This window comes from Camelimonas fluminis (assembly GCF_014656355.1).
GTDB classification, from domain to species: Bacteria; Pseudomonadota; Alphaproteobacteria; order Rhizobiales; family Beijerinckiaceae; genus Camelimonas; species Camelimonas fluminis.
In genome coordinates this window covers 104,359-124,212 of the sequence record NZ_BNCG01000008.1, presented here as the reverse complement: position 1 = coordinate 124,212, position 19,854 = coordinate 104,359, and the positions used below count along the sequence as shown (strand labels likewise).

At 63.2% G+C, this 19,854-nt stretch carries 15 protein-coding genes and 3 pseudogenes; 12 read left to right on the top strand and 6 right to left on the bottom strand.

Features of this window, described 5'->3' with window-relative positions:
- Positions 1-33 precede the first annotated feature (33 nt).
- Complete coding sequence (locus tag IE243_RS11105; RefSeq protein WP_191319458.1) at positions 34-921, top strand: alpha/beta hydrolase; 888 nt, start codon at positions 34-36, stop codon at positions 919-921.
- 254 nt (positions 922-1,175) lie between these two features.
- Here IE243_RS11105 and IE243_RS11100 read toward each other — a convergent pair whose 3' ends face one another.
- Positions 1,176-2,054 (bottom strand): LysR family transcriptional regulator, encoded by an 879-nt coding sequence (locus tag IE243_RS11100; protein ID WP_191319457.1) that lies wholly within the window; start codon positions 2,052-2,054, stop codon positions 1,176-1,178.
- Positions 2,055-2,225: 171 nt separating this feature from the next.
- Here IE243_RS11100 and IE243_RS11095 point away from each other — a divergent pair, with 171 nt between their 5' ends.
- Positions 2,226-3,749, top strand: coding sequence for an MFS transporter (locus tag IE243_RS11095; protein ID WP_191319505.1), 1,524 nt, complete (start codon positions 2,226-2,228; stop codon positions 3,747-3,749).
- Between the two features lie 37 nt (positions 3,750-3,786).
- Here IE243_RS11095 and IE243_RS11090 read toward each other — a convergent pair.
- Positions 3,787-3,933 (bottom strand): annotated as a pseudogene (locus IE243_RS11090) (hypothetical protein); the annotation flags it as partial.
- Positions 3,934-4,228: 295 nt separating this feature from the next.
- Between IE243_RS11090 and IE243_RS11085 the strand changes: the two are divergent.
- The 6 genes from IE243_RS11085 (at position 4,229) to IE243_RS11060 (ending at position 11,785) form a co-directional block, all read left to right on the top strand.
- The gene (locus tag IE243_RS11085) at positions 4,229-5,686 is read left to right on the top strand and encodes a flavin-containing monooxygenase (RefSeq protein ID WP_191319456.1); all 1,458 of its coding nucleotides are present in this window, start codon (positions 4,229-4,231) and stop codon (positions 5,684-5,686) included.
- Positions 5,687-5,768: 82 nt separating this feature from the next.
- On the top strand, positions 5,769-7,394 hold the full coding sequence (locus tag IE243_RS11080; RefSeq protein ID WP_210319844.1) for an AMP-binding protein: 1,626 nt from the start codon (positions 5,769-5,771) through the stop codon (positions 7,392-7,394).
- A 61-nt stretch (positions 7,395-7,455) separates the two neighbouring features.
- Positions 7,456-8,205: an SDR family NAD(P)-dependent oxidoreductase gene (locus IE243_RS11075; RefSeq protein ID WP_191319455.1), complete on the top strand. Its 750-nt coding sequence runs from the start codon at positions 7,456-7,458 to the stop codon at positions 8,203-8,205.
- A gap of 155 nt (positions 8,206-8,360) precedes the next feature.
- On the top strand, positions 8,361-9,188 hold the full coding sequence (locus IE243_RS11070; protein ID WP_191319454.1) for an SDR family NAD(P)-dependent oxidoreductase: 828 nt from the start codon (positions 8,361-8,363) through the stop codon (positions 9,186-9,188).
- Positions 9,189-9,416: 228 nt separating this feature from the next.
- A complete protein-coding gene (locus IE243_RS11065; protein ID WP_191319453.1) occupies positions 9,417-11,039 on the top strand; it encodes a class I adenylate-forming enzyme family protein in 1,623 nt (540 codons plus the stop codon).
- 131 nt (positions 11,040-11,170) lie between these two features.
- Positions 11,171-11,785 (top strand): TetR/AcrR family transcriptional regulator, encoded by a 615-nt coding sequence (locus IE243_RS11060; RefSeq protein ID WP_191319452.1) that lies wholly within the window; start codon positions 11,171-11,173, stop codon positions 11,783-11,785.
- Between the two features lie 333 nt (positions 11,786-12,118).
- On the opposite strand, the gene IE243_RS11055 is transcribed toward IE243_RS11060, so the two are convergent.
- Positions 12,119-13,309 carry an ABC transporter substrate-binding protein gene (locus IE243_RS11055; RefSeq protein WP_191319451.1) on the bottom strand — a complete coding sequence of 397 codons (1,191 nt, stop codon included), beginning with the start codon at positions 13,307-13,309 and terminating at the stop codon, positions 12,119-12,121.
- Positions 13,310-13,600: 291 nt separating this feature from the next.
- Here IE243_RS11055 and IE243_RS11050 point away from each other — a divergent pair.
- Positions 13,601-13,742 (top strand): annotated as a pseudogene (locus tag IE243_RS11050) (IS3 family transposase); the annotation flags it as partial.
- A gap of 344 nt (positions 13,743-14,086) precedes the next feature.
- Here the strand turns inward: IE243_RS11050 and IE243_RS11045 are convergent.
- The 3 genes and pseudogenes from IE243_RS11045 to IE243_RS11035 all read right to left on the bottom strand — a co-directional run.
- Positions 14,087-15,634 (bottom strand): long-chain-fatty-acid--CoA ligase, encoded by a 1,548-nt coding sequence (locus IE243_RS11045; protein WP_191319450.1) that lies wholly within the window; start codon positions 15,632-15,634, stop codon positions 14,087-14,089.
- Between the two features lie 50 nt (positions 15,635-15,684).
- Positions 15,685-15,960, bottom strand: coding sequence for a hypothetical protein (locus IE243_RS11040; RefSeq protein WP_191319449.1), 276 nt, complete (start codon positions 15,958-15,960; stop codon positions 15,685-15,687).
- A gap of 350 nt (positions 15,961-16,310) precedes the next feature.
- Positions 16,311-16,988, bottom strand: a pseudogene (locus IE243_RS11035) (IS5 family transposase); the annotation flags it as partial.
- A 582-nt stretch (positions 16,989-17,570) separates the two neighbouring features.
- Here IE243_RS11035 and IE243_RS11030 point away from each other — a divergent pair.
- The 3 genes from IE243_RS11030 to IE243_RS11020 form a co-directional block, all read left to right on the top strand.
- A complete protein-coding gene (locus IE243_RS11030) occupies positions 17,571-18,065 on the top strand; it encodes a hypothetical protein (protein ID WP_244643073.1) in 495 nt (164 codons plus the stop codon).
- A gap of 16 nt (positions 18,066-18,081) precedes the next feature.
- Entirely contained in the window at positions 18,082-18,720 is a 639-nt protein-coding gene (locus IE243_RS11025) for a L,D-transpeptidase (RefSeq protein ID WP_244643072.1), read from the top strand.
- A gap of 126 nt (positions 18,721-18,846) precedes the next feature.
- Positions 18,847-19,854, top strand: a 1,008-nt coding sequence (locus IE243_RS11020; protein WP_191319448.1) for an amino acid ABC transporter substrate-binding protein, incomplete at its 3' end; no start/stop codon positions are given.

The following is a 19,854-nucleotide window of genomic DNA, read 5'->3' as shown; positions in this document are numbered from 1 at the left end:
AATGGCCGCATATCGGCCATCGCAGGAGCCCTCATGACCGATGCAGCGACCCTGGACGCCCCGCCGCCACAGGTAGACCCCTGGCGCAACTGGGGAAGGGCGGAGCTGGACGCCGCCTACAACAATTCGGCAGCGGTGGCGGACAGCGCCGCCTGGTTGGCGCAGTGGACGGCCCGAAGCGCGGCGCTGAGGGCGAGACAGCCGGAACTGCTCGACCTTCCCTATGGTCCCGGCGCCCGTAATCGCATCGACATTTTCCGCTCCGGCCAGACCGATGCGCCGCTGTTCGTCTTCATCCACGGCGGCTACTGGCAGCGGAACAGCAAGGAGATGTTCTCCTGCATGGCCGAGGGGCTTCTGGCTCACGGCGTCGACGTGGCCCTGCCCGGCTACACGCTGGCGCCGGAAGCCACCCTGTCGCAGATCGTCGGTGAAATCCGCGCCGCGATCCGCTGGCTGCGCAGCCAGGGACCAGCGCGTGGCGTCGCCCGCAACCGGCTGGCGATATCCGGCTGGTCAGCGGGAGGCCATCTGACGGCGTCCTGTCTGGATATGACGGAGGTGGACGCCGCGCTGGCGATTTCCGGAATTTATGACCTGGCGCCCATAGCCGCCTGCTATCTCAACGACGCGCTCCGGCTTTCGCCTGAGGACATCACCCATCTCAGTCCCCTCCGCCGCCATCCCTCCAGACGCTTTCCGCCGCTGGCGCTGGCCTGGGGGTTACATGAGCTGCCCGAACTGCAACGACAATCCCGTATGTTTGCCGAGACCCGCGCGGAGGCCGGCTACCTCCGCCAGGCCGCGCCCGTCCCAGGCGCCAATCACTTCACCATCCTTCAGGAGCTGACCCGGCCGGATGGCGCGCTGACCACGCTGGCGCGCGACCTGTTGAGCGTCCATCAAACCAGAAGCGGATGAGACGCCCGGTCGGGAGCGGCGCTGACGTTGCCCCCCTGATCCGGTTTCAAGTTCGATCTGGCCCTGCCTTGAACCTGCCCCCATTTCTAGCCCCGTTAAAACTGGAATTTTGGGGTCTACGGGCTCATGCCGGCTGGGCCGCCGATAGCGCTGTCCGGCCGCGAAGTCAGCGGCATCGTACAGGACGGATCGGTGTCGTGGCAGTTGGTGCGGCAGCGAGGTTTATCGGTCTGGAACGGCGGCGAGGCCGGAAGTTATGCCGGGACGAGGCTGATTTGCTTGTTGCTGTTTCTGCGGTGTTCGCGGAACGCCGCCGTGATGGCGCGAAGCGTGTCTCGCGTTTTGGGGTCGGTCAGGGACGAATGCAAAATAATGGACAATGAGGGAATGGCTGGCAGGTCAAGCATTTGACTCACCTCGATCATGTCGGAGGTCGCCAACCGGCAAGGGAACGCGGCAACCGCAAGACCTGCCGACAATGCCGCTGTCACGGCCGGGGTGCCTCCGACAAATACTTCACTCCACGGAATCGAAGCAGCATCGAGTAACCGTGTCGCCACTTCCCGAACCGTGCAGCACGAATGATGGCTTGCGATCCGCAACGGCTCGCCGGCGTGATGCTCGAAATCCGATGACGCGAACCAGCCGAAATGCTCCGGGCCGAGTACTTCGCCGTCACGCCGGTCGTCGTCGCTGCGCACGATCACCGCATCCAGCGTTCCGTCCTCATAGGCATCCAATAGTGCGCGCGAATTATCGACCAGCACCTCGACCGCCAAACAGGGATCAAGCGACTTGAGCTTTGCCAGCAAGGTCGGAACCTCCGGCCCCATGACGTGAGCCGCAATGCCCAGCCGGAAGCGGCGTCTTTCCACCGCGAGGGCCGCAAGCGCGCGTTCATGAGCTGCAAGGAATTCCCGGGCGGGCGGCAGAAAGGTTTCGCCCTGCGCAGAAAGACGCACCTGCCTTGGAGTGCGTTCGATCAGCTTCGTGCCGAGGCGATCTTCGAGCCGCTTCAGTCTCACGCTGACCGCACCCTGCGTAGAGCCAAGAGCCTCGGCAGCGCGGGTAAAGCTCTGAAGATCGGCGATCATCACGAAGGCCCGGACGGCATCAACCTCAAGCACGCCCATCTATCTATCCACTTTTGTCGTCACTGAAATACCCTGCGATACGATTGTTAAATGATCATGCCGGCCGCATTTCTGCAAGCGAACCGCATCGTCGCGTGCAGGGTGAGCCGAGCAACGTTATCGCCGCAGGCGATGTGGCGCCTTGTGCTGCATGCAATACAGGGCCCAGATATGAAACCTGCTTCCTCATCCAGGAATAGTTTTGCGCTTGTCGCCGTATGTCTTTCGGCGCTCATGCTCGGACTGGAAATAACCAGCATCCCCTCCATCCTGCCGACGCTCGAAAGCGTTCTCCCGGCCGATTTCCGGCAACTGCAATGGATCATGAACGCCTACACCATCGCCATGTGCGCGGTGCTGATGGCGATGGGCGCTCTGGGCGACCGCTTCGGCCGCAAGCGCATTTTCATATCCGGCGTCGTGGTCTTCGGGATCGCATCCCTTGTCTGCGGGCTGGCGACCAGCGCGCCGCTCCTGATCGCGGCGCGCTTTCTTCAGGGCCTGAGTGCAGCGGCCATGCTCGCCTGCCAGGTCGCGGTGCTGTCGCACCAGTTTCGCGACGGAGCGGAGCGCGGCAAGGCGTTCGGCTGGTGGGGCATCATCTTCGGGATCGGCCTTGGCTTCGGCCCGATCGTCGGCGGCGGCATCATCACGCTGGCAAGCTGGCAATGGGTGTTTCTGATCCACGTCGCAATCGCCGCGCTCACGATCCTCTTTGCTCACCAGGGCGTCGAGGAATCGTCCGATCCGCAAGCGACCCGGATCGACCACGCCGGCATGGTCACCCTGTCGATTGCAGTGTTCGGAAGCGTCTATCTGCTGACGCAAGGCCAGGAATTGGGCCTGACAAATCCGCTTGTGCTGGCGATCCTCACGGTCAGCATCGCGAGTTTCGTGTTGTTCGTCGCCGTCGAGAGCCGCATTGCGCGTCCGATGTTCGACTTCTCCGCCTTGCGTATTCGCAGGCTTTCGGGCGCGTTGGTCGGATCCAGCGGTATGAATTTCAGCTTCTGGCCTTTCGTGATCTATCTGCCGATCTATCTCCAGGCCGTGCTGGGCTATGACGTCATCGCGGCGGGCCTGACCGTGTTGGCCTATACCGTGCCGACGATCATGGTTCCGCCGCTTGCGGAGCGGCTGCTTCTGCGCCGCGGCCCCGGACTGGTCATCCCTCTCGGCCTATTCACCATTGGCGCAGGCTTCGTCCTTCTGCATCTTGCCATCGCGAGCGATCATGCGAACTGGATGACGCTGCTTCCCGGCTGTATCATCGCCGGGATCGGCCTTGGCTTCACCAACACGCCCGTCACCAACACCGCGACTGCTGCCGTTCCGCCGGAGCGGGCCGGCATGGCGTCGGGCATGGATATGAGCGCACGGTTCATTTCGCTGTCGGTCAATATTGCCATCATGGGTCTTGTTCTGTTGGGCGGCGTCTACGCTCACCTTGCCCAGGTGCTCCCGCACCCCCCGGCAGCAACCACGCTCCGGGCATTGGCGGACGCCATATCGGCGGGAAATCTTGCCGCCGCAGAGATCCACGGGTTTTCCATCGCCAATGCCCGCGACGCGCTGGCGAATGGCGTCAGCTGGGTCACGCTCTACGGCGCAGTCTCGGCGTTGACCCTCGCGCTGATAAGCTTCCTTGTCTTCGGAGGGATTAAGGCGATGCAGGCGGAAGCCCTGTCGCGCTGAACGCTGACAAGCGCCACAGACACGGAAGGAAACACAGCTTCAGGAGTTCGGTCAGGCGCGCGCCGCGGTTCAGCAGGCGCTGGGTGGTGGCGTCAAGGTCAGAACCAAACTGGGCGAAGGCCGTCATTTCGCGGTACTGGGCCAGCTCGCCCTTGATCTTGCCGGCGACCTTCTTCATCGCCTCCTTCAGGACGGCGATAACCTGCTCTTCCGGAACCGCCTGCGCTTCATGTCTGGTCCTCCCTACTGGGCCAGATCCAACTTCAAATCGGTTTGGAGCCGGTGGGCGATGTCAGGCCGCCGCCGGTCGTCAAGCGCGTCTTCGCTCCGAGGGCAGCAGCGGACCAGTCAGTTCCCTTCTTCATCTGGAAAACTGCATGCGAAGGGGGGGCTTGCGCTAGATATACTAATCGGTATATTTAAGTACCGATTAGTTATGTCGCCTCATTGAAATCTGTCAGGCAAGCGGGAAAACAGCCATGGGAAGCACTCCCTTCAGGGTCGCCGTCATTGGCGCAGGGGCGTCGGGCATTGCAGCGGGCGTCCGGCTCAGGCAAGCGGCCGTCGCATTCGACATCTTCGAGCGCGCCGACGATGTGGGCGGCACCTGGCGCGACAACCGTTATCCGGGCCTGGCCTGTGATGTGCCTTCGCATCTCTATCGTTATTCTTTCGCGCCCAACGCCGAATGGAGCCACGAGTACTCGCCGGCCGCCGAGATTCACGCCTATTTCCGCAAGGTCGCCGGGGATCTTGGCGTTCTCGACCATGTCCGCCTGTCGAATGAAATGGAGACGGCGGAGTATGTTGGCGACGGCCTGTGGCGCGTGGTGACCTCGCAAGGAGACCAGGGGCTGTACAACGCCGTGATCCTCGCCACTGGCATCCTGCACCAGATGGTGCTGCCGGATATTCCCGGCCGGGACAGCTTCGCCGGCGCGGCGTTCCACAGCTCGCGCTGGGACCAGGAGCTGGACATTGCCAGCAAGCGCGTCGGCGTCATCGGCACCGGCTCCACCGCGACCCAGATCGTGCCGGCCATCGTCGACCAGGTTGCCTCCGTGTCGCTGTTCCAGCGCACGCCACAGTGGATCAGCCCGGTGCCGAACAATGCTTTCTCCGAAGAGAAGAAGCAGCAGTTCCGCGACCATCCCCAAAAGATGGGCGAGCTTTACGCATTCCTCAACGACGTCTTCAACAACCGCTTCGCCTCGGCGCTGGTCGGCGCCAATGACGAAGCCCTCGCCGAAATGGCCCGCGCCTGCCGGGAAAACCTTGAGAACAACGTCCACGATCCGGATCTGCGCCGCCGTCTGACGCCGGACTACCAGACCGGCTGCAAGCGCCTGATTGTCTCGGACAAATTCTATCCGGCCATCCAGAAGGACAACGCCCATCTGGTCGATACGCCAATCGCCGGCATCGAGCCGGGCGGGGTGCGCACGAAGGATGGGGCGCTGCATGAACTGGATGTCATCGTCTACGCCACCGGCTTTGATCCCTTTGCCTTCTTTCGCCCGGCGGTAATCACCGGCCGCAATGGCGTCACGCTGAACGAGCGGTGGAAGGACAGCTGCCAGGCCTACCGCTCCGTGGCCGTGCCCGACTTTCCCAACCTGTTCTTCATTGGCGGCCCCAACAGCCCCATTGGCAACTTCTCCTATCTGCGGACCGCCGAGGTGCAGATCGGCTACGCCATGCAGCTGGTGCGGATGCTGGCGGATGGCAAAGGCCGCGAAATCGAACCGACCCGCGAGGCGACCGAGACGTTCAATGCCGAGGTGTCGGAGGCAATCAGACACACGGTCTGGGCCACCGGCGGCTGCACCAGCTGGTATTTCGACAAGCAGGGCAATGTGGTGTCGTGGCCGTGGACCTACGCCCGCTTCGAGGCGGACCTCGGCGCCCCCCGAATGGATGAGCTGAAGGTCGCCTGAACCGGCATGTCGGATTGGCGCCATGATCCGCCGGCGGGCCATGGCGCCAGGGTCAGAACCTGAACAGATAGGGATATCCGCATTGCAGACCGAGGCCGCAGATCACCCGGGCCGCGCGCCCGACCGCAACGAGGTGGTGTTGCGCTATGTGCTGGAGCGCCGCGCCGCACTGCATCCCGACCGGCCGTTTCTGCGGTTTCCGGATGGCTCGCTCATCACCTACCAGGCGTTTTGCCGCTCGGTTCAGGAATTGGCCGCCGGCCTCGCCGCGCTCGGGGTGAAGCAGGGCGACAATGTCAATGTGTGGCTGCCCAACACGATCGACATCGTCCGGGTGTGGTTCGCCATCAACTGGCTCGGCGCCGTTTACGTGCCGATCAACACCGCCTACCGGGGCGGCGTGCTCGCCCACGTGCTGGCCAATGGCGGCGCCTCGGTGCTGGTCGCCTCCGGCGAACTGCTGGGGCGGCTGCAGGACGTCGATCGCGGCGCCATCCGCACCATCGTCGCTCAGGGCGGGGCGGATACGGTCATCGACGGCGTCGAGCTGGTCCCGCTCGCCGCCGTGGCGCGCGACGCATCGGAGCTGCCGCCGCTGGCCCGGCCCATCGAGCCGTGGGACCCGCAGTCGATCATCTATACCTCTGGGACGACCGGGCGCTCGAAGGGGGTGGTCAGCTCCTACGCCCACATGTGGCGCATGGGCGGGCGGGCCTCTTATCCCATGCTCGACGAAACCGACAGCGTGCTGTGCTTCCTGCCGCTCTTCCACATCGGCGGCACGTTGCCAGTGTTGCTGATGCTTGACCGGGGCGGCACGGTCGGGCTCGGCGGCGATTTCAGCACCGAAGGGTTCTGGCCGGCGGTGCACGCCACCCAGGCGACCTACAGCATCCTGCTCGGGGTGATGTCGAGCTTCATCATGAAGCGCCCGCCATCGGAGGAAGATCGTCAGCATACCCTGCGCAAGGTCACCATGATCCCGCTTCCGGGCGATTCACAGGCGTTCGCCGAACGCTTCGGCGTCGACGTGTGGACCCTGTTCAACATGACCGAGCTGAACACGCCGATCGTCTCGGAGCGCAATCCGGCAACGCCGGGGAGCTGCGGCAAGGCGCGCCCTGGCAACGAGTTGCGCATTGTCGACGCCCATGACTGCGAGGTCGCGCCCGGAGAGATCGGCGAGCTGATCGTCCGCAGCAACGCGCCCTGGGCGCTCAACTCGGGCTATTTCGGCAATCCGGAGGCGACGGCGGCGGCCTGGCGCAATGGCTGGTTCCACACCGGCGACGCCTTCCGCGTCGACGCCGACGGCAACTACTTCTTCGTCGATCGCATGAAGGACGCCATCCGCCGGCGCGGCGAGAACATTTCCTCTTTCGAGGTGGAGGCGGAAATTCTCGCCCATCCTGCAGTGCGCGAATGCGCCGTGGTCGGCGTGCCCAGCGAACATTCCGAGGACGACGTGCTGGCCATCGTCGCCGCCGCGCCGGGCGCAACCATCGATCCGGCGGAGCTGCTGGCGTTCCTGCAGCCGCGCCTCGCCCACTTCATGGTCCCCCGTTACATCCGCGTCGTCGCCGACCTGCCGCGCACGCCGACACAGAAAATCGAGAAATACGTGCTGCGGGCAGAGGGCGTGACCGACGCCACCTGGGACCGCGAGCGCGCCGGCATCCGGGTTCGCCGCGAAAAGCTCTCCAACTGAAAAATGACAGTGGCAGGGCGCGCCAATGGGCGTCCGACGCCATGACAGGGAAGGAAACCGCATGAAGCGCATCGCACTAGTTACTGGCGCCTCGCAGGGCGTCGGCCTCGGCATCGTCCGGGTGTTTCTCAAGCACGGCTGGCGGGTGTTCGGCGTCGACCAGAAGCCGGCCGACGCCTCGCTCGCCGCCCATGAGGACTATGCCCACCAGGTCGGCGACCTGCGCGAGGCGGCGGACTGCGAGCAGGCGATCGCCGGCTGCCTCGCCAGCTTTGGCCGCCTAGACGCTCTGGTCAACAACGCCGGTCTCGGCAACGCCCGTCCGTTCCTCGAAACCACGGACGACGACTACGAGCGCTACTATGCCATCAATGTGCGGCCGGTGCTGCGGCTGTGCCGTTTCGCCCTGCCGGCGCTGAAGGAATCAAAAGGCTCCATCGTCAATATCGCCTCGGCCTTCGGTCTGGTGGGGGTTGGCGTCAGCGCCGCCTACGTGCCGACCAAATCCGCCGTCATCGGCATCACCACGATGCTGGCCACCGAGTTTGGCCGTGACGGCGTGCGCATCAACGCCGTGGCGCCTGGCCTGATCTGGAGCCCAGGCACTGACGAGCGCATCCGCAACAACAAATGGTGGCGTCGCATGATGGTCGAGGGCACGCCGCTCGGCCGCGTTGGCCAGCCGGAGGAGATTGGCGAGGCCTGCGCCTTCCTGGCGTCGGAAAACGCCGGCTTCATCCATGGCGTGGTGCTGCCAGTGGACGGCGGCTGGTCGATGGCGAAATTCCTGCCGGAACCGGCGCATTTCTGAACCAGACCTGGCCGTTACACCAGGCAATCTACCTAGTAGAATCGAACAGTACTGTTGGGTACATTCCAGCATTCCAGGCCCTGCGGTAGCTGTGTCCGTCGCTGGGCGACAACGCCTGGAGCCCGGGCCGGCATCGCAGAACCGGAGAAGGACGCATGCACGTACACGACCCCGTCGCACCCCGCCCGCGCGCATGGATGCGCCAGTCGCAGCTTGACGGGCTGGCGGCGCTTGTCGCTGGCGGCGGCAGCGGCATTGGCGAAGAGACGGCCCGCATCATCGCCGCCAATGGCGGCAAGGTGGTCGTGGCCGACATCCGCGGGGAGGCGGCGGATCGCGTCGCCGCGGCCATCGTGGCCGACGGCGGCGCAGCCATCGCCGTCGCCATGGACGTGGCGGAGCAGGCGGACATCGACGCCGCAGTCGCCGCCGGGGTGGCGGCGTGGGGCCGGCTGGACATCCTTGTCAACGCCGCCGCGCTGGTGAAGGCTGGGCGCGTGGAGGACAGCGACCTGGAGGTCTGGCGCCGCAGCTTCCGCGTCAATGTCGAGGGCGCCGTCATGCTGGCGCGCGCCTGCCTGCCGCATCTTCGTGAGAGTCCATGCGGTTCGGTGGTCAATATCGCCTCGCTGGCCGGCATTGGCGCCTATCCCAACGGCGGTCCCTATGGCGTCACCAAGGCCGCTCTGATCGCCCTGACCAAAACCATGGCGATGGAATGGGTCGACTACGGCGTGCGCGTCAATGTGGTCAGCCCTGGAACGGTAGAGACGCCGCTGATGCGCGCGGTGCTGTCGCCGGAAGACATCAGCCAGCGGGCAGCGCGCATTCCCATGGGGCGATTGGGGCGGCCGTCCGAACTGGCCGATGCAATTGTCTTCCTCGCCTCGCCGGTGGCGTCGTTCATCACTGGCCAGAACCTGAATTGCGACGGCGGACTGTCCCAGGCGCTGATGTCGCAGAAGTTCAACGCCGATCTGTAGGGGGAGCCGCATGGCGCCGGGCGTTTGCGCCCTCGCCAGAGCGAAAATTGTTGCTGCTGAACCATGCCCCCTGGTTCTCCGCCGGTGCGCCGGAAAGGCGCCCGTATGCCGTTGGCGACAATCCGGCGCGCAACGTAAACTGTCGCCATGGAACATGGGCCCGGACCGGAGACACCGGGTCAATGTGCAAAAAACTGTTATGAAGTGGTCCTGAGGGAGAAAACGTCCGTGTCAGAAACAGTCACACGCTTCGGCGACCTGTCCGGCCGCGCCGCCCGGCTCTGGCCTGATGGAACCGCGATCAGCTTCCGCGACCGACGGCTCACTTTCGGGGAACTGGACGGTCTGGTCGATCTGGCCGCCAGGGCGATGCTGGCGCATGGCGTGCGCAAGGGCGAGGTCGTCGGCGTCTGGATGACCAACCGGATCGAGTTTCCGGTTATCTTCCTCGCCGCCCAGCGCATCGGCGCCATCGTCGCGCCGCTCAATACCCGTTATCGCGAATACGACGTCTCCTATGCCCTGCAACTTGCCGAATGCAGGATGCTGTTCGTTGTGGAGCGCTCAGGCCCGGTGGAATATGCCGGCATGCTGAAGGGCGCGCTGCCGGGATTTGACGGCCAGCAATTCAACGGTGCAGAGAACTTTCCGCACCTCAAGGGCATTGTCATCGTTGGCGACGCGCCGGGCGATGCGGCAACATCCTGGGAGCGCTTCCTCGCCCGGGCCGACGAGGTTTCGCCGGACGAACTGGAGGCGGCCGCCGGGATGGTGTCGCCACAGGATATAGCGCTCATCATTTTCACGTCGGGTACGACGGGAAATCCCAAGGGCGTGATGCACGACCACAGCATCGTGCGCAATATTCTGGAGCGGCACCTGTTGTGGCCGGTTAAGGCGGGGGAGGCGGTTCTGGCCTTTCTGCCCGCCTTCCACACTTATGGGCTGTCCGACAACCTCGTCGCCGGACTGCTGATCGGCACGCATCAGGTGGTGATGGACGTCTGGGACCCGGCGGAAGTTCTGGATCTCATCGCCCGCGAGCGCGTGGTGGCGATGCATGGCTTCGAGACCCATTACGCCGACGTTCTCAGGGTGCAGGCCCGGCAGCCGCGCGATGTTTCCAGCCTCAGGTTCGGCACCCTGCCGGCGGGCATGGAGAATTCCAACGCTGTCGCCGCCGCGGCGCAGGGCGCGCTGTGCGCCACGGTATCCGGCTGGGGCATGTCGGAAGTCGGCTGCTACGTCTTTATGAGCACCCTGGACGACAGCCTGGAGCAGCGCACCACGACTTCTGGCCGGCCGATGCCGGGCCTCGAGGTGCGGATCGTCGATCCGGAAACTGGCGCCGACCGGCCAGCGGGCGTTGAGGGCGAGATCCTGGCGCGCGGCTACACGGTGATGCGCGGCTATTTCCGCGACCCGGAGGCGACGGCGAAGACAATCGACGCCGACGGCTGGCTGCATTCGGGTGATCGCGGTTTCCTGCGCCCGGACGGCTTCAGGCAGTTCCTCGGTCGCTACAAGGAGATGCTCAAGGTTGGCGGCGAGAACGTTTCGCCAGCGGCGCTGGAGCAGGAATTGCTTGCCCTTGTGCCGGCGATTGAACAGGTGGCCGTGGTAGGCGTGCCGGACGAACGTCTCGCCGAGGCCCCATGCGCCTACGTGGTCCTGAAACCAGGCATGGATTGCGCGCTGGAAGACGTTCAGAAGGCGTGCAAGGGCAAAATCGCCAGCTTCAAGATTCCGCGTCATCTCGTGGTTGTCGACAGCTTGCCGATGACGGCTTCCGGCAAGGTGCAGCGCGTGATGCTGGCCCGGCGCGCCCGTGATGAGATGAAATCCGCCTGACCGAAGCCCGTGAGCGCCGGGCCCGACGCCAGGGGGGGCGCCCGGAACCGGAGGTCAGGGCTGGCGCAAGGCCCGGGTTTGGCTGTATCTGATAGGCAATGCAGCGGCCGGGGCTGCTCTGAAGGGTTGATATGAGCGCCAAAACGCAGGTCAGGGAGTACAAGCGTGAGTTGATCCTGTCGGCTGCGACGAAGCTTTTTTATGAAAAAGGCTTTCAGAAGACGACGATCGATGATATCGGGGCCGAGCTTGGTGTCACCAAGCCGTTTATCTATACTTATTTCAAGAATAAATACGCCATCCTTGAAGCCTGGTTCGATCAGGCTTTTTTTGATCTTTATGAGGATATCGCCGATTCGCTCGGCAACAGCGATGGTTCGCCCGTCGAGCGGTTACATATGTTCGTGACCGTTTATGTGCGCAGCAATATCGAGCGCCAGCGGTTCACTGCGATCATGCTTGAGGAAGAGAAGAATCTCACCCCGGAAAAAATCGCTGACATCCGCGCCAAACAGCGGGAATTTGACGTGAAACTGGCCCGCCTGATTGCTGAAGGCGTGGCCAGCGGCGATTTCCACGTGGAAGACCCGCGCATCGCCTCACTGGCTGTCAGCGGCATGGTGCGATGGGTGCATCGCTGGTATTCGGACAAGGGGCGCATGTCGCCAGAAGATCTGGCGGCGTCGCTCGCCCAGTTGGCGCTCAATCTCGTAGGCTATCACCCTGCTGGCCGCGACCCCACATAACAGATAGGGCCCCACCGGCCCGGAAACGAGCCATGCGGGTCCGGGGCCTCCGTTCCGGTATTTGCGGGATTTGCTGGCGCGCCAAGAGCCTCCCCCGGGAAGCCCCTCAAGAATTACCTCCCGGAACCGGCGCATGGTGAACGCCCCCAGTTCCCAGACTTCCGGGGCGGCAATGCCCTGAAACATTCAGCATCGCCCTGACGTCCATGCGGGCACGCGACGATTGCCTGTCGGGTAAAAATGCCGGCCAGACGGGCGCTCGTCTGGCCGGCAGCGCGCCGTCGGGCCAACAGGGAGGATGGCAGGCCCGACGGAAACGGCTTGCTGCCCAGGTCATTTGCCCTGTTGTGCTCCGGTCTTCTGCACGAAGCTGCATTCGCTTTCTGACAGCGGGCGCGTCGCCTCTTCCGCAGACAGCTTCTGGATCGGTGTCATGACGTCCCATTCGCCTTTAGGCTCGCCAGGCTTTTTCACTTGGTACAAGTACATGGGGCGCGCGGCGCGGCCATCCTCGCGGACCTTGACATTGTCCGACATGAAATCGTTGACCGGCAGTTCCCTGATCTTGGAAACTACGGCTTTGGTGTCGGTGGTCCCGGCGGCCTGCACCGCCTTCAGGTAGTGGTTGACGGCGCTGTAGACGCCCGCCTGCATGCCGTTTGGCATCTTTTTGGCGCGCTCGTAGAAGCGCCTCGCGAAGGCGCGGCTCTTCTCATCCTGATCCCAATAGAACGCCTCGGAAAGCAGCAGGCCCTGCGCCGCGTCAATGCCAAGACCGCGCACATCATTGATGTAGGACAGAAACGACGCCATTTTCGTCTTGTCTTGGGAAACGCCGAATTCACGCGCCTGCTTGATGAAGTTCACCAGGTCAGCGCCGGCAATGCCAAGCAGGATGGCGTCGGCGCTGCTGCCTTGGGCCTGCAGGATGAACGAGGAATAATCCTTGTTGTTCAGCGGCACGCGAATGCTGCCGGCGGATTTGCCGCCAGCGGCGGTGGCGAACTGGGTTCCATCGCGCTGCAAGGCGTTGGCGACGCCATAGTCGACCAGGATCATATAGAAGCTTTTGGCGCCGCTGCGGATTGTGGCGGTGCCGATGGTTTTTGCCAGACCATAGGTGTCATACACCCAGTGAAACGAGGTGGGCGTGCAGAATTTGCCGCTGAAGTCGCTGCTGCCAGCGTTGACGACAATGTCGATCTTGCCGGCGTTGGCGGCGACGTTGCGCACGCCCAGGGCGACCGCCGAGTTGCCAAGGCCAGTCACCATGTCAACGCCGTCCACGTCGAACCAGCGCTTGGCGATCGGCGCGCCGACGTCAGCCTTGTTGGTGTGGTCGGCGAAAACGATCTCGACCTTGCGGCCAAGCACTTCCTTCATGTCTTCGGCCGCCAGTTGCGCCGCGATCACCGAGCCCTTGCCCGAAACATCTTCATACGGCCCGGACAGGTCGTCCAGAACGCCGATTTTCAACGGCGGTTTTGTCTCCGCGATCGCCGCCGCGCCGGACAGGAGCGCCATAGCGCACCCCGCCAGAAGTTTGCCCGCAAAACGCATGCTTCGTCCCTCGATCCAACCGGATTTATACTTTTCATTATATAAATGTACCAAACAGTATGATGCAAATGGCGTCAACCCTGAATCGTACGCAGTTGCGTGGGATGCCCGGAGCCAGCTCAAGGGTCATGTGGGCAAATGCGCGCCTTCGATCGGGCTTCTGGAATATTGTTCCAGCATAATTTCCTGCATCCAGAAGGTGAGAATTCGGCCCGCCACACTGCACGATGCGCCTTCTCATCCTTCTGCCGGGGCGCCCGTACCGCCACAACCGACGCGGTCGAGGATTTGCGTCGTGAGGCCCGCGCGCTGAAGGAATGCGTCGCGGATCTGACCCTCGAGAACCATCTGCTCAAAAAAGCATGATCGCGGATGGGGGCGACGACTGATGAGGTATTCCCCATACGAGCATCAGCGACACGACCAACGGCCGAGGGGCCCACTTCTTGAGAGCGACTGATAGCCAAGACCGATCATGCTCAGAAGCGAAGCCCGACCTGATCGAAGGTAGAGAGGCCTGAAACCGGGAACCGGTTCGGCGCAAGCGCCTGGAACACCTGGTTGACGTGATCCAGCGAGCTCGGCGCGATTATGTTCTTGGGGGCATGCCCTGTCCGTGATCGCCCGGCGTCCCAATCAACCTCACGCACCGGGAATGCGGTCGAAGCGCTATGTGATCGAAATGGTGAGCCAGGTTTACCCCCCGGAAATTGAGCGGACTGATTTCCTGTCGGCTCGCATTCATTCGGGCGCCTTAACGCTTTGCCCGTAGGCGTCGCGCAGGACTCGCTTCAGGATCTTGCCGGTCGGATTGCGTGGGATCACGTCGATAAACACTGCGACCTTGGGCCTCTTGAACGGTGCGAGCTTGCCCTTGCACCATTCGAGCACATTGGCTTCGCTGAGGTCCGCATCTTTCCTGACAACCACGGCCAGCGGCACTTCGCCCCATTTTGGTGACGGCAGACCGATCACGGCGGCGTCGCTGACGCCTGGATGGCCGAGCAGCACATTCTCGACCTCCGCAGGATAGACGTTCTCGCCGCCGGAAATCAGCATGTCCTTCATGCGATCGCGGATTGTAAGGAAGCCCTCCTCGTCCAGCGAGCCCACATCCCCCGTATGCAGCCATCCGTCGCGCATGGCCTGCGCTGTGGCGTCGGGGCGGTTCCAGTAGCCCACCATCATATGTCGCCCGCGAAGCACCACCTCGCCGTTTTCACCGGCCGCGCATTCCTGCCCATTGCCGTCGATGACACGCATGTCGGTGTGGAAAAAGGCGCGGCCGGTTGAGCCTGCGCGCGTCACCGCGTCCTCTCCGACAATCATGCAGCCGGGTCCGCAACTCTCGGTCAGGCCATATACCTGCAGGACCTCGATGCCCATCGCGACGTACGTTTCGATAAGCGTCACCGGCACCGGCGCCGCGCCGCTGACGCACCAGCGCAACGAACTGTGATCGTGCGTCGCCCTGTCGTAGGCGGCAAGCATGAACTGCAGCATCGCCGGCACCATCAGCGTGCAGGTGATCTTCTCGTCGCGGATCAATTCCCATGACTGCCCCGGATCGAAACTCTTCAACACGACCGAGGTGACGCCGAGATAGAGGTTACCCATGACCGGGTTGAGCGCACCAACATGGAACATCGGCAGGGACAGCAGATAGCGGTCGCCGTAGCGAACATCGGCGGTGGCCGCCACGGTCAGGATCGACCACATCACGGAGTTGTGGGAATGCATCACGCCCTTGGGCAGGCCGGTCGTGCCCGACGTGTACATGATGAACAGCAGGTCGTCTTCGAAGCCGGCGAGCTCAGGCTCGACGCCCGGCGCACCTCCCATCCAGACGTCGTAAGACGTCGCAAAAGCCGCCGGCTGGCCACCGACCTGAACCCAGAAACGGATGTCGGTCTTTGCTCCCCGCCCGTGTAATTCCGCCGCGATCGCTGCGAATTCCTCAGAATAGATCAGTACGGCGGCGCCGGAATCCTTGAGAATGAATTCGAGTTCGTCCGCCACCAGACGCCAGTTCAGCGGCACATTCACCGCGCCTGTCTTCGCGACAGCATAGAACGACTCGATGAATTCCAGGCCGTTCATCATCAACAGCCCGACCCGTTCACCAGGAGCCACGCCGGACGCGCGCAGGGCGTTCGCGACCTGATTGCAGCGTGCGTTGAGCTGCCGGAACGTCTGGCGCCGTCCACCCGCGGACGGCTCCACGATTGCCTCCAGTTGCGGGCTCAACAGGGCGCGCTTCGCAAGAAAATGACCAATGTTGATCGTCATGACAGCCCCTCCAGGAATTGCATGGTCGTGATTGCCTGCTTCGAGGGAATTTATGGCGATGCGCCGGTCAACAACGACGCTCCGCGACATGTCGGACAGCTGTCAGCCAGCGCGCGGCGCGTCATGCCAACCAGAGCGGAGACACCGGGAAGACCAGCGGAGCCGGGATTTATCTTCATCTGGGAAATAGTTGGTGGTAGCGCAGCGCCGATACTGGTGAAATCATAGCGGTCGATCGCCATAAGCGCGGCGCACAGGGTCAGAACCACAATCGGAAGCTTGCCGTATCTGGCGTCGTCCGCCACGGCCAGGATGTTGATGCGCATAACCCACCCGAACAGTTTTTATTCCAGATAGATTGATGATCGGCCATCGGATGAAAAACGGCGCCCCTGCTTCAACGATGGCGATCCCGAATATGTAGAGAAACAATATTTTCTCCACTTCACATCGTCGGAATCGACGATTCCGGCTAATCCTGTCGAGATGCGCGTGGTGGTCCCGTCAGGCCCACGCTTTTTCGATGGGGCGATGATGACGTCGCCACACGTATGGAGTGTTCAAACCGCGGGGACGGTCGTTTCCCACTGCAACAGGCCGGGATCATTGTGGTCTGCCGGGATGGAGGCGCCTGTAGCGCTGATACGCGGCATTGGTTCTCGGGGCGCTTGTCTTAGCGTGTGGCTGTGCCCCTGAACTGCTTGGGTTAAAGAACCGCTCGTCATGGTTGCGTTGGCGGTACACCCACCGGGAGAATGCGAAGCTGCCCTTGCGATTGGACCTGGGCGGAATATTGGTCCAGGCGTTTCGCTCCGCCATGGCCGCTCGCAGATCATTGGCATCGTAACCACGGTCTGCCAGCAGTACATGGCCGCCTTGTACGTCGATGGTCAGTGCTTCCGCCTGCGTGCAGTCCGCAACCTGTTCGCCTGTCAGGCGGAGTTTGACCGGTCGGCCTTCGGCACCGACGAGTGCGTGGATCTTGCTCGTGAGGCCGCCGCGGGAACGTCCCGTGCCGCCATCGTCTCCAGCCCCTTTTTTCCCGTCGCCCCGTGCTGGTGGACGCGGACGCAGGTGGAGCCGATCATGACGATATCGTTCTCGTAAGCGTCTGAGACCGCTTCGGGAAGCCGACCCCATACTCCGGCTTTTCGCCACCGGACAAAGCGGTTGTAGCAGGTCGTGCAGGGGCCGTAGCGCTCAGGTGTCTCCGCCCGGCGAGCCAATGCGAAACCGCCACAGGATGCCGTTGAGCACGCGCCTGTCGTCAACGCGCGGAACACTACGCGGCTTGTTGGGCAAAAGTGGCTCTCGTCCATTCATGGTCGGTCAGTTCGTAGTGACGACAGCTCATCAAGGCTCCCCACAATCAGGGGCCTTGAATCATTAAGCGGCTAAAACGCCAACAATTTCATGAGTATACGCCTTAGTGCGGCCAGTTGGTTCTCGTGGGTTCTTATGTCCTGTCCACGAGCCTCGGGCGTCCTCAGAGACGCCCATGGCGCATCGTCCTGAGCTGCGATGGCCTGAGCCTTCCGTGCGGCTGCCACAAGGTCCCTGGTTCCCAACGAGACACGCCTGAACACCTGGTTCCCGTAGTGCTTCCTGAGTTAGGCTGGGATGCGCCGCTGGTATCTGAAGGCGCCGCTTGTGAGCCTTTGAAGGTGCTTCGCCGTCACAACGACAATGCCTTTTTGCCATACAATCACGGCCATGCAACACCTCGTGCAACCACGAAGGAGGCCCTCCAGTCGACAATTCCCAGTGATTATCAAAGAGATAAATCGCTAAGGTGAATACCGCAAGGAGATGTCCATTTTTTGGGATCATGCTCTGGCGCTCCGCATCCTGGACGTCCAGGATGCGGAGCAAGACCGGCGCGCCGCATTCCCCCGGGATCCGGCGCCAGATGAGCATCATGTGGGAGAGGGAACGTATGACACAGACATGCGACGGCGATGCGCGGATGAAGCGCCCGGGACTCGCTGCTTGCGCCTGCGCTGTCGCGCTGCCGCTTGTGCTGGCCGCCTGCAGCCTCGGCGAAGGACTGTCGCCGACGGCGCGGGCGCCCAGTCCAACCGGCGTCTCGCGCGACGCGCTGGTCGGCAGCTGGGGCATCGCCTCTTTTCACACCGACAAGGACCGCAAGCGCACTGAAGCCCAGGCGAAAGCCCAGTGCAGCCAGCCATACAAGATCGTTCGCGGCCCCAATGACGGCGTGATGATGCACGTGGCCGACGACGCCAAGCTCTATGAGCTGCGCCTGAAGGCGGGAGCGGACGGCCGGACCTACATCGGCTTCGAGTCACCCGCCGGCGATCCGCAGGACCGCGAGCTGCTGTCAGTGTCGCCCAACGTGCTGACCATGCGGTTTGTCGATCCCGACGCGCACCGGCGCTATGGCACTTTTGTCTTCGTCCGTTGCAGTTGACGGGAGCCGGCGCGTCATGAAATCTGATCGAAACACATTCCGCCGTCTTTTGATATCCGGCCTTGGGCTGGTCTGCCTCGTCGCGACGCCAGCCCTGGCGGCGCCACAGCCGCCGCGCCCGCCGGCTGATATCCGCGAAACCATGGATATCGGCGACGAGCCGGGCCGCATCTCCACGGAAGAGGTGCGCATCACCGACGGTCCGTTCGCCCGCCAGATGGTGCTATACCGCACCACCGAGGCGCCCGGCACGGTCATCATCCATTCCGATGAGCGCTTCCTTTATGTCGTACAGGGCAATGGGCGGGCGCTACGTTATGGCATTGGCGTCGGCCGCGAAGGCTTCACCTGGTCCGGAAAGGTTCAGGTGACGCGCAAGGCCGAGTGGCCCGACTGGCGGCCGCCGCCAGACATGCTGAAGCGCCAGCCCTACCTGCCGCGCTTCATGGCCGGCGGTCCAGGCAACCCCATGGGCGCCCGCGCGCTCTATCTGGGCTCCACGGTGTTCCGCATTCACGGCACCAACCAGCCGGAAACCATTGGACAAGCCATTTCATCCGGCTGCTTCCGTCTGGCCAATGGCGACATCATCGACCTGTTTGAACGGGTGCCCGTCGGCACGAAGGTGATCATCCGCCACAAGGCGACGTTGTAAGCAACGCGTGACGGGCGGCGCAAACGTCCGCCCCTGCAAGCTTCTCTCAACATTGGGAAGGGACCCGGCTCCAGCAGACCGGCGTCCACTTCAGCGACCGCAAATATGCGAAAGGGAAAGGGAGCCATGTCCAAGTCCCCATGGACCAGCCTGCGCCGTTTCGGCGGCGCCGCCATCGGCGTGATGGCCGGCGTCTTTGTCATGTCGGCGCAAGCGGGAACGCTTGATACGGTCAAACAGCGTGGAACGCTCAACTGCGGCGTCAGCGAAGGCGTCACGGGCTTCTCGGAAAAGGATGACAACGGCGCGTGGCGCGGCTTCGACGTCGACTTCTGCCGCGCCGTCGCCGCCGCAACGCTGGGCGACGCCAGCAAGGTTACCTTTACGCCCCTGTCTGCCAGCCAGCGCTTCGACGCCCTCAAAAACGGCAAGGTTGACCTGCTGGCCCGCAACACCTCGTGGACCCTGGGCCGTGAGGCGGAGCTTGGGCTGGCTTTCGCGGGCGTCGCCTATCACGACGGCCAGGGCTTCCTCGTGAAGCGGGCGCTCGGGGTCGACAGCGCCCTGTCGCTCGACAAGGCAAAGGTGTGCGTCGAAGCCGGCACCACCAGCCAGCTCAATCTCGCCGATTTCTTCAAGGCCAATTCCATGACCTATGAAGAGAAGGTGTTCCCGACCGCCGCCGAGGCGATCGCCGCCTTCGCCGACGGCAAATGCGACGTGCTGACCCGCGACCAGTCGGCCCTGCATGGCGAGCGCCTCAAACTGGCAAAACCGGCCGAGGCCGCGGTGTTGCCGGACGTGATTTCCAGGGAGCCTCTGGGCCCGGTTGTCCGCAGCGATGACTTTCCCTGGTTCAATATCGTGAAGTGGGTCAATTTCGCCCTCGTCAACGCCGAGGAACTGGGCATCGCCTCCACCGACGTGGAAAAGGCGCTGCAGTCGCAGAAGCCGGAAGTGCGCCGTTTTACCGGCGCTGAAGGCAATTTCGGCAAGGCGATGGGTCTCGACCCCGACTGGGCGATCCGCGCCGTGAAAGCCACCGGCAACTACGCAGAAATCTACGAGCGCAATCTGGGCTCCAGCTCGAAACTCGGCGTGCCGCGTGGGCTGAACCAGCTCTGGAACATGGGC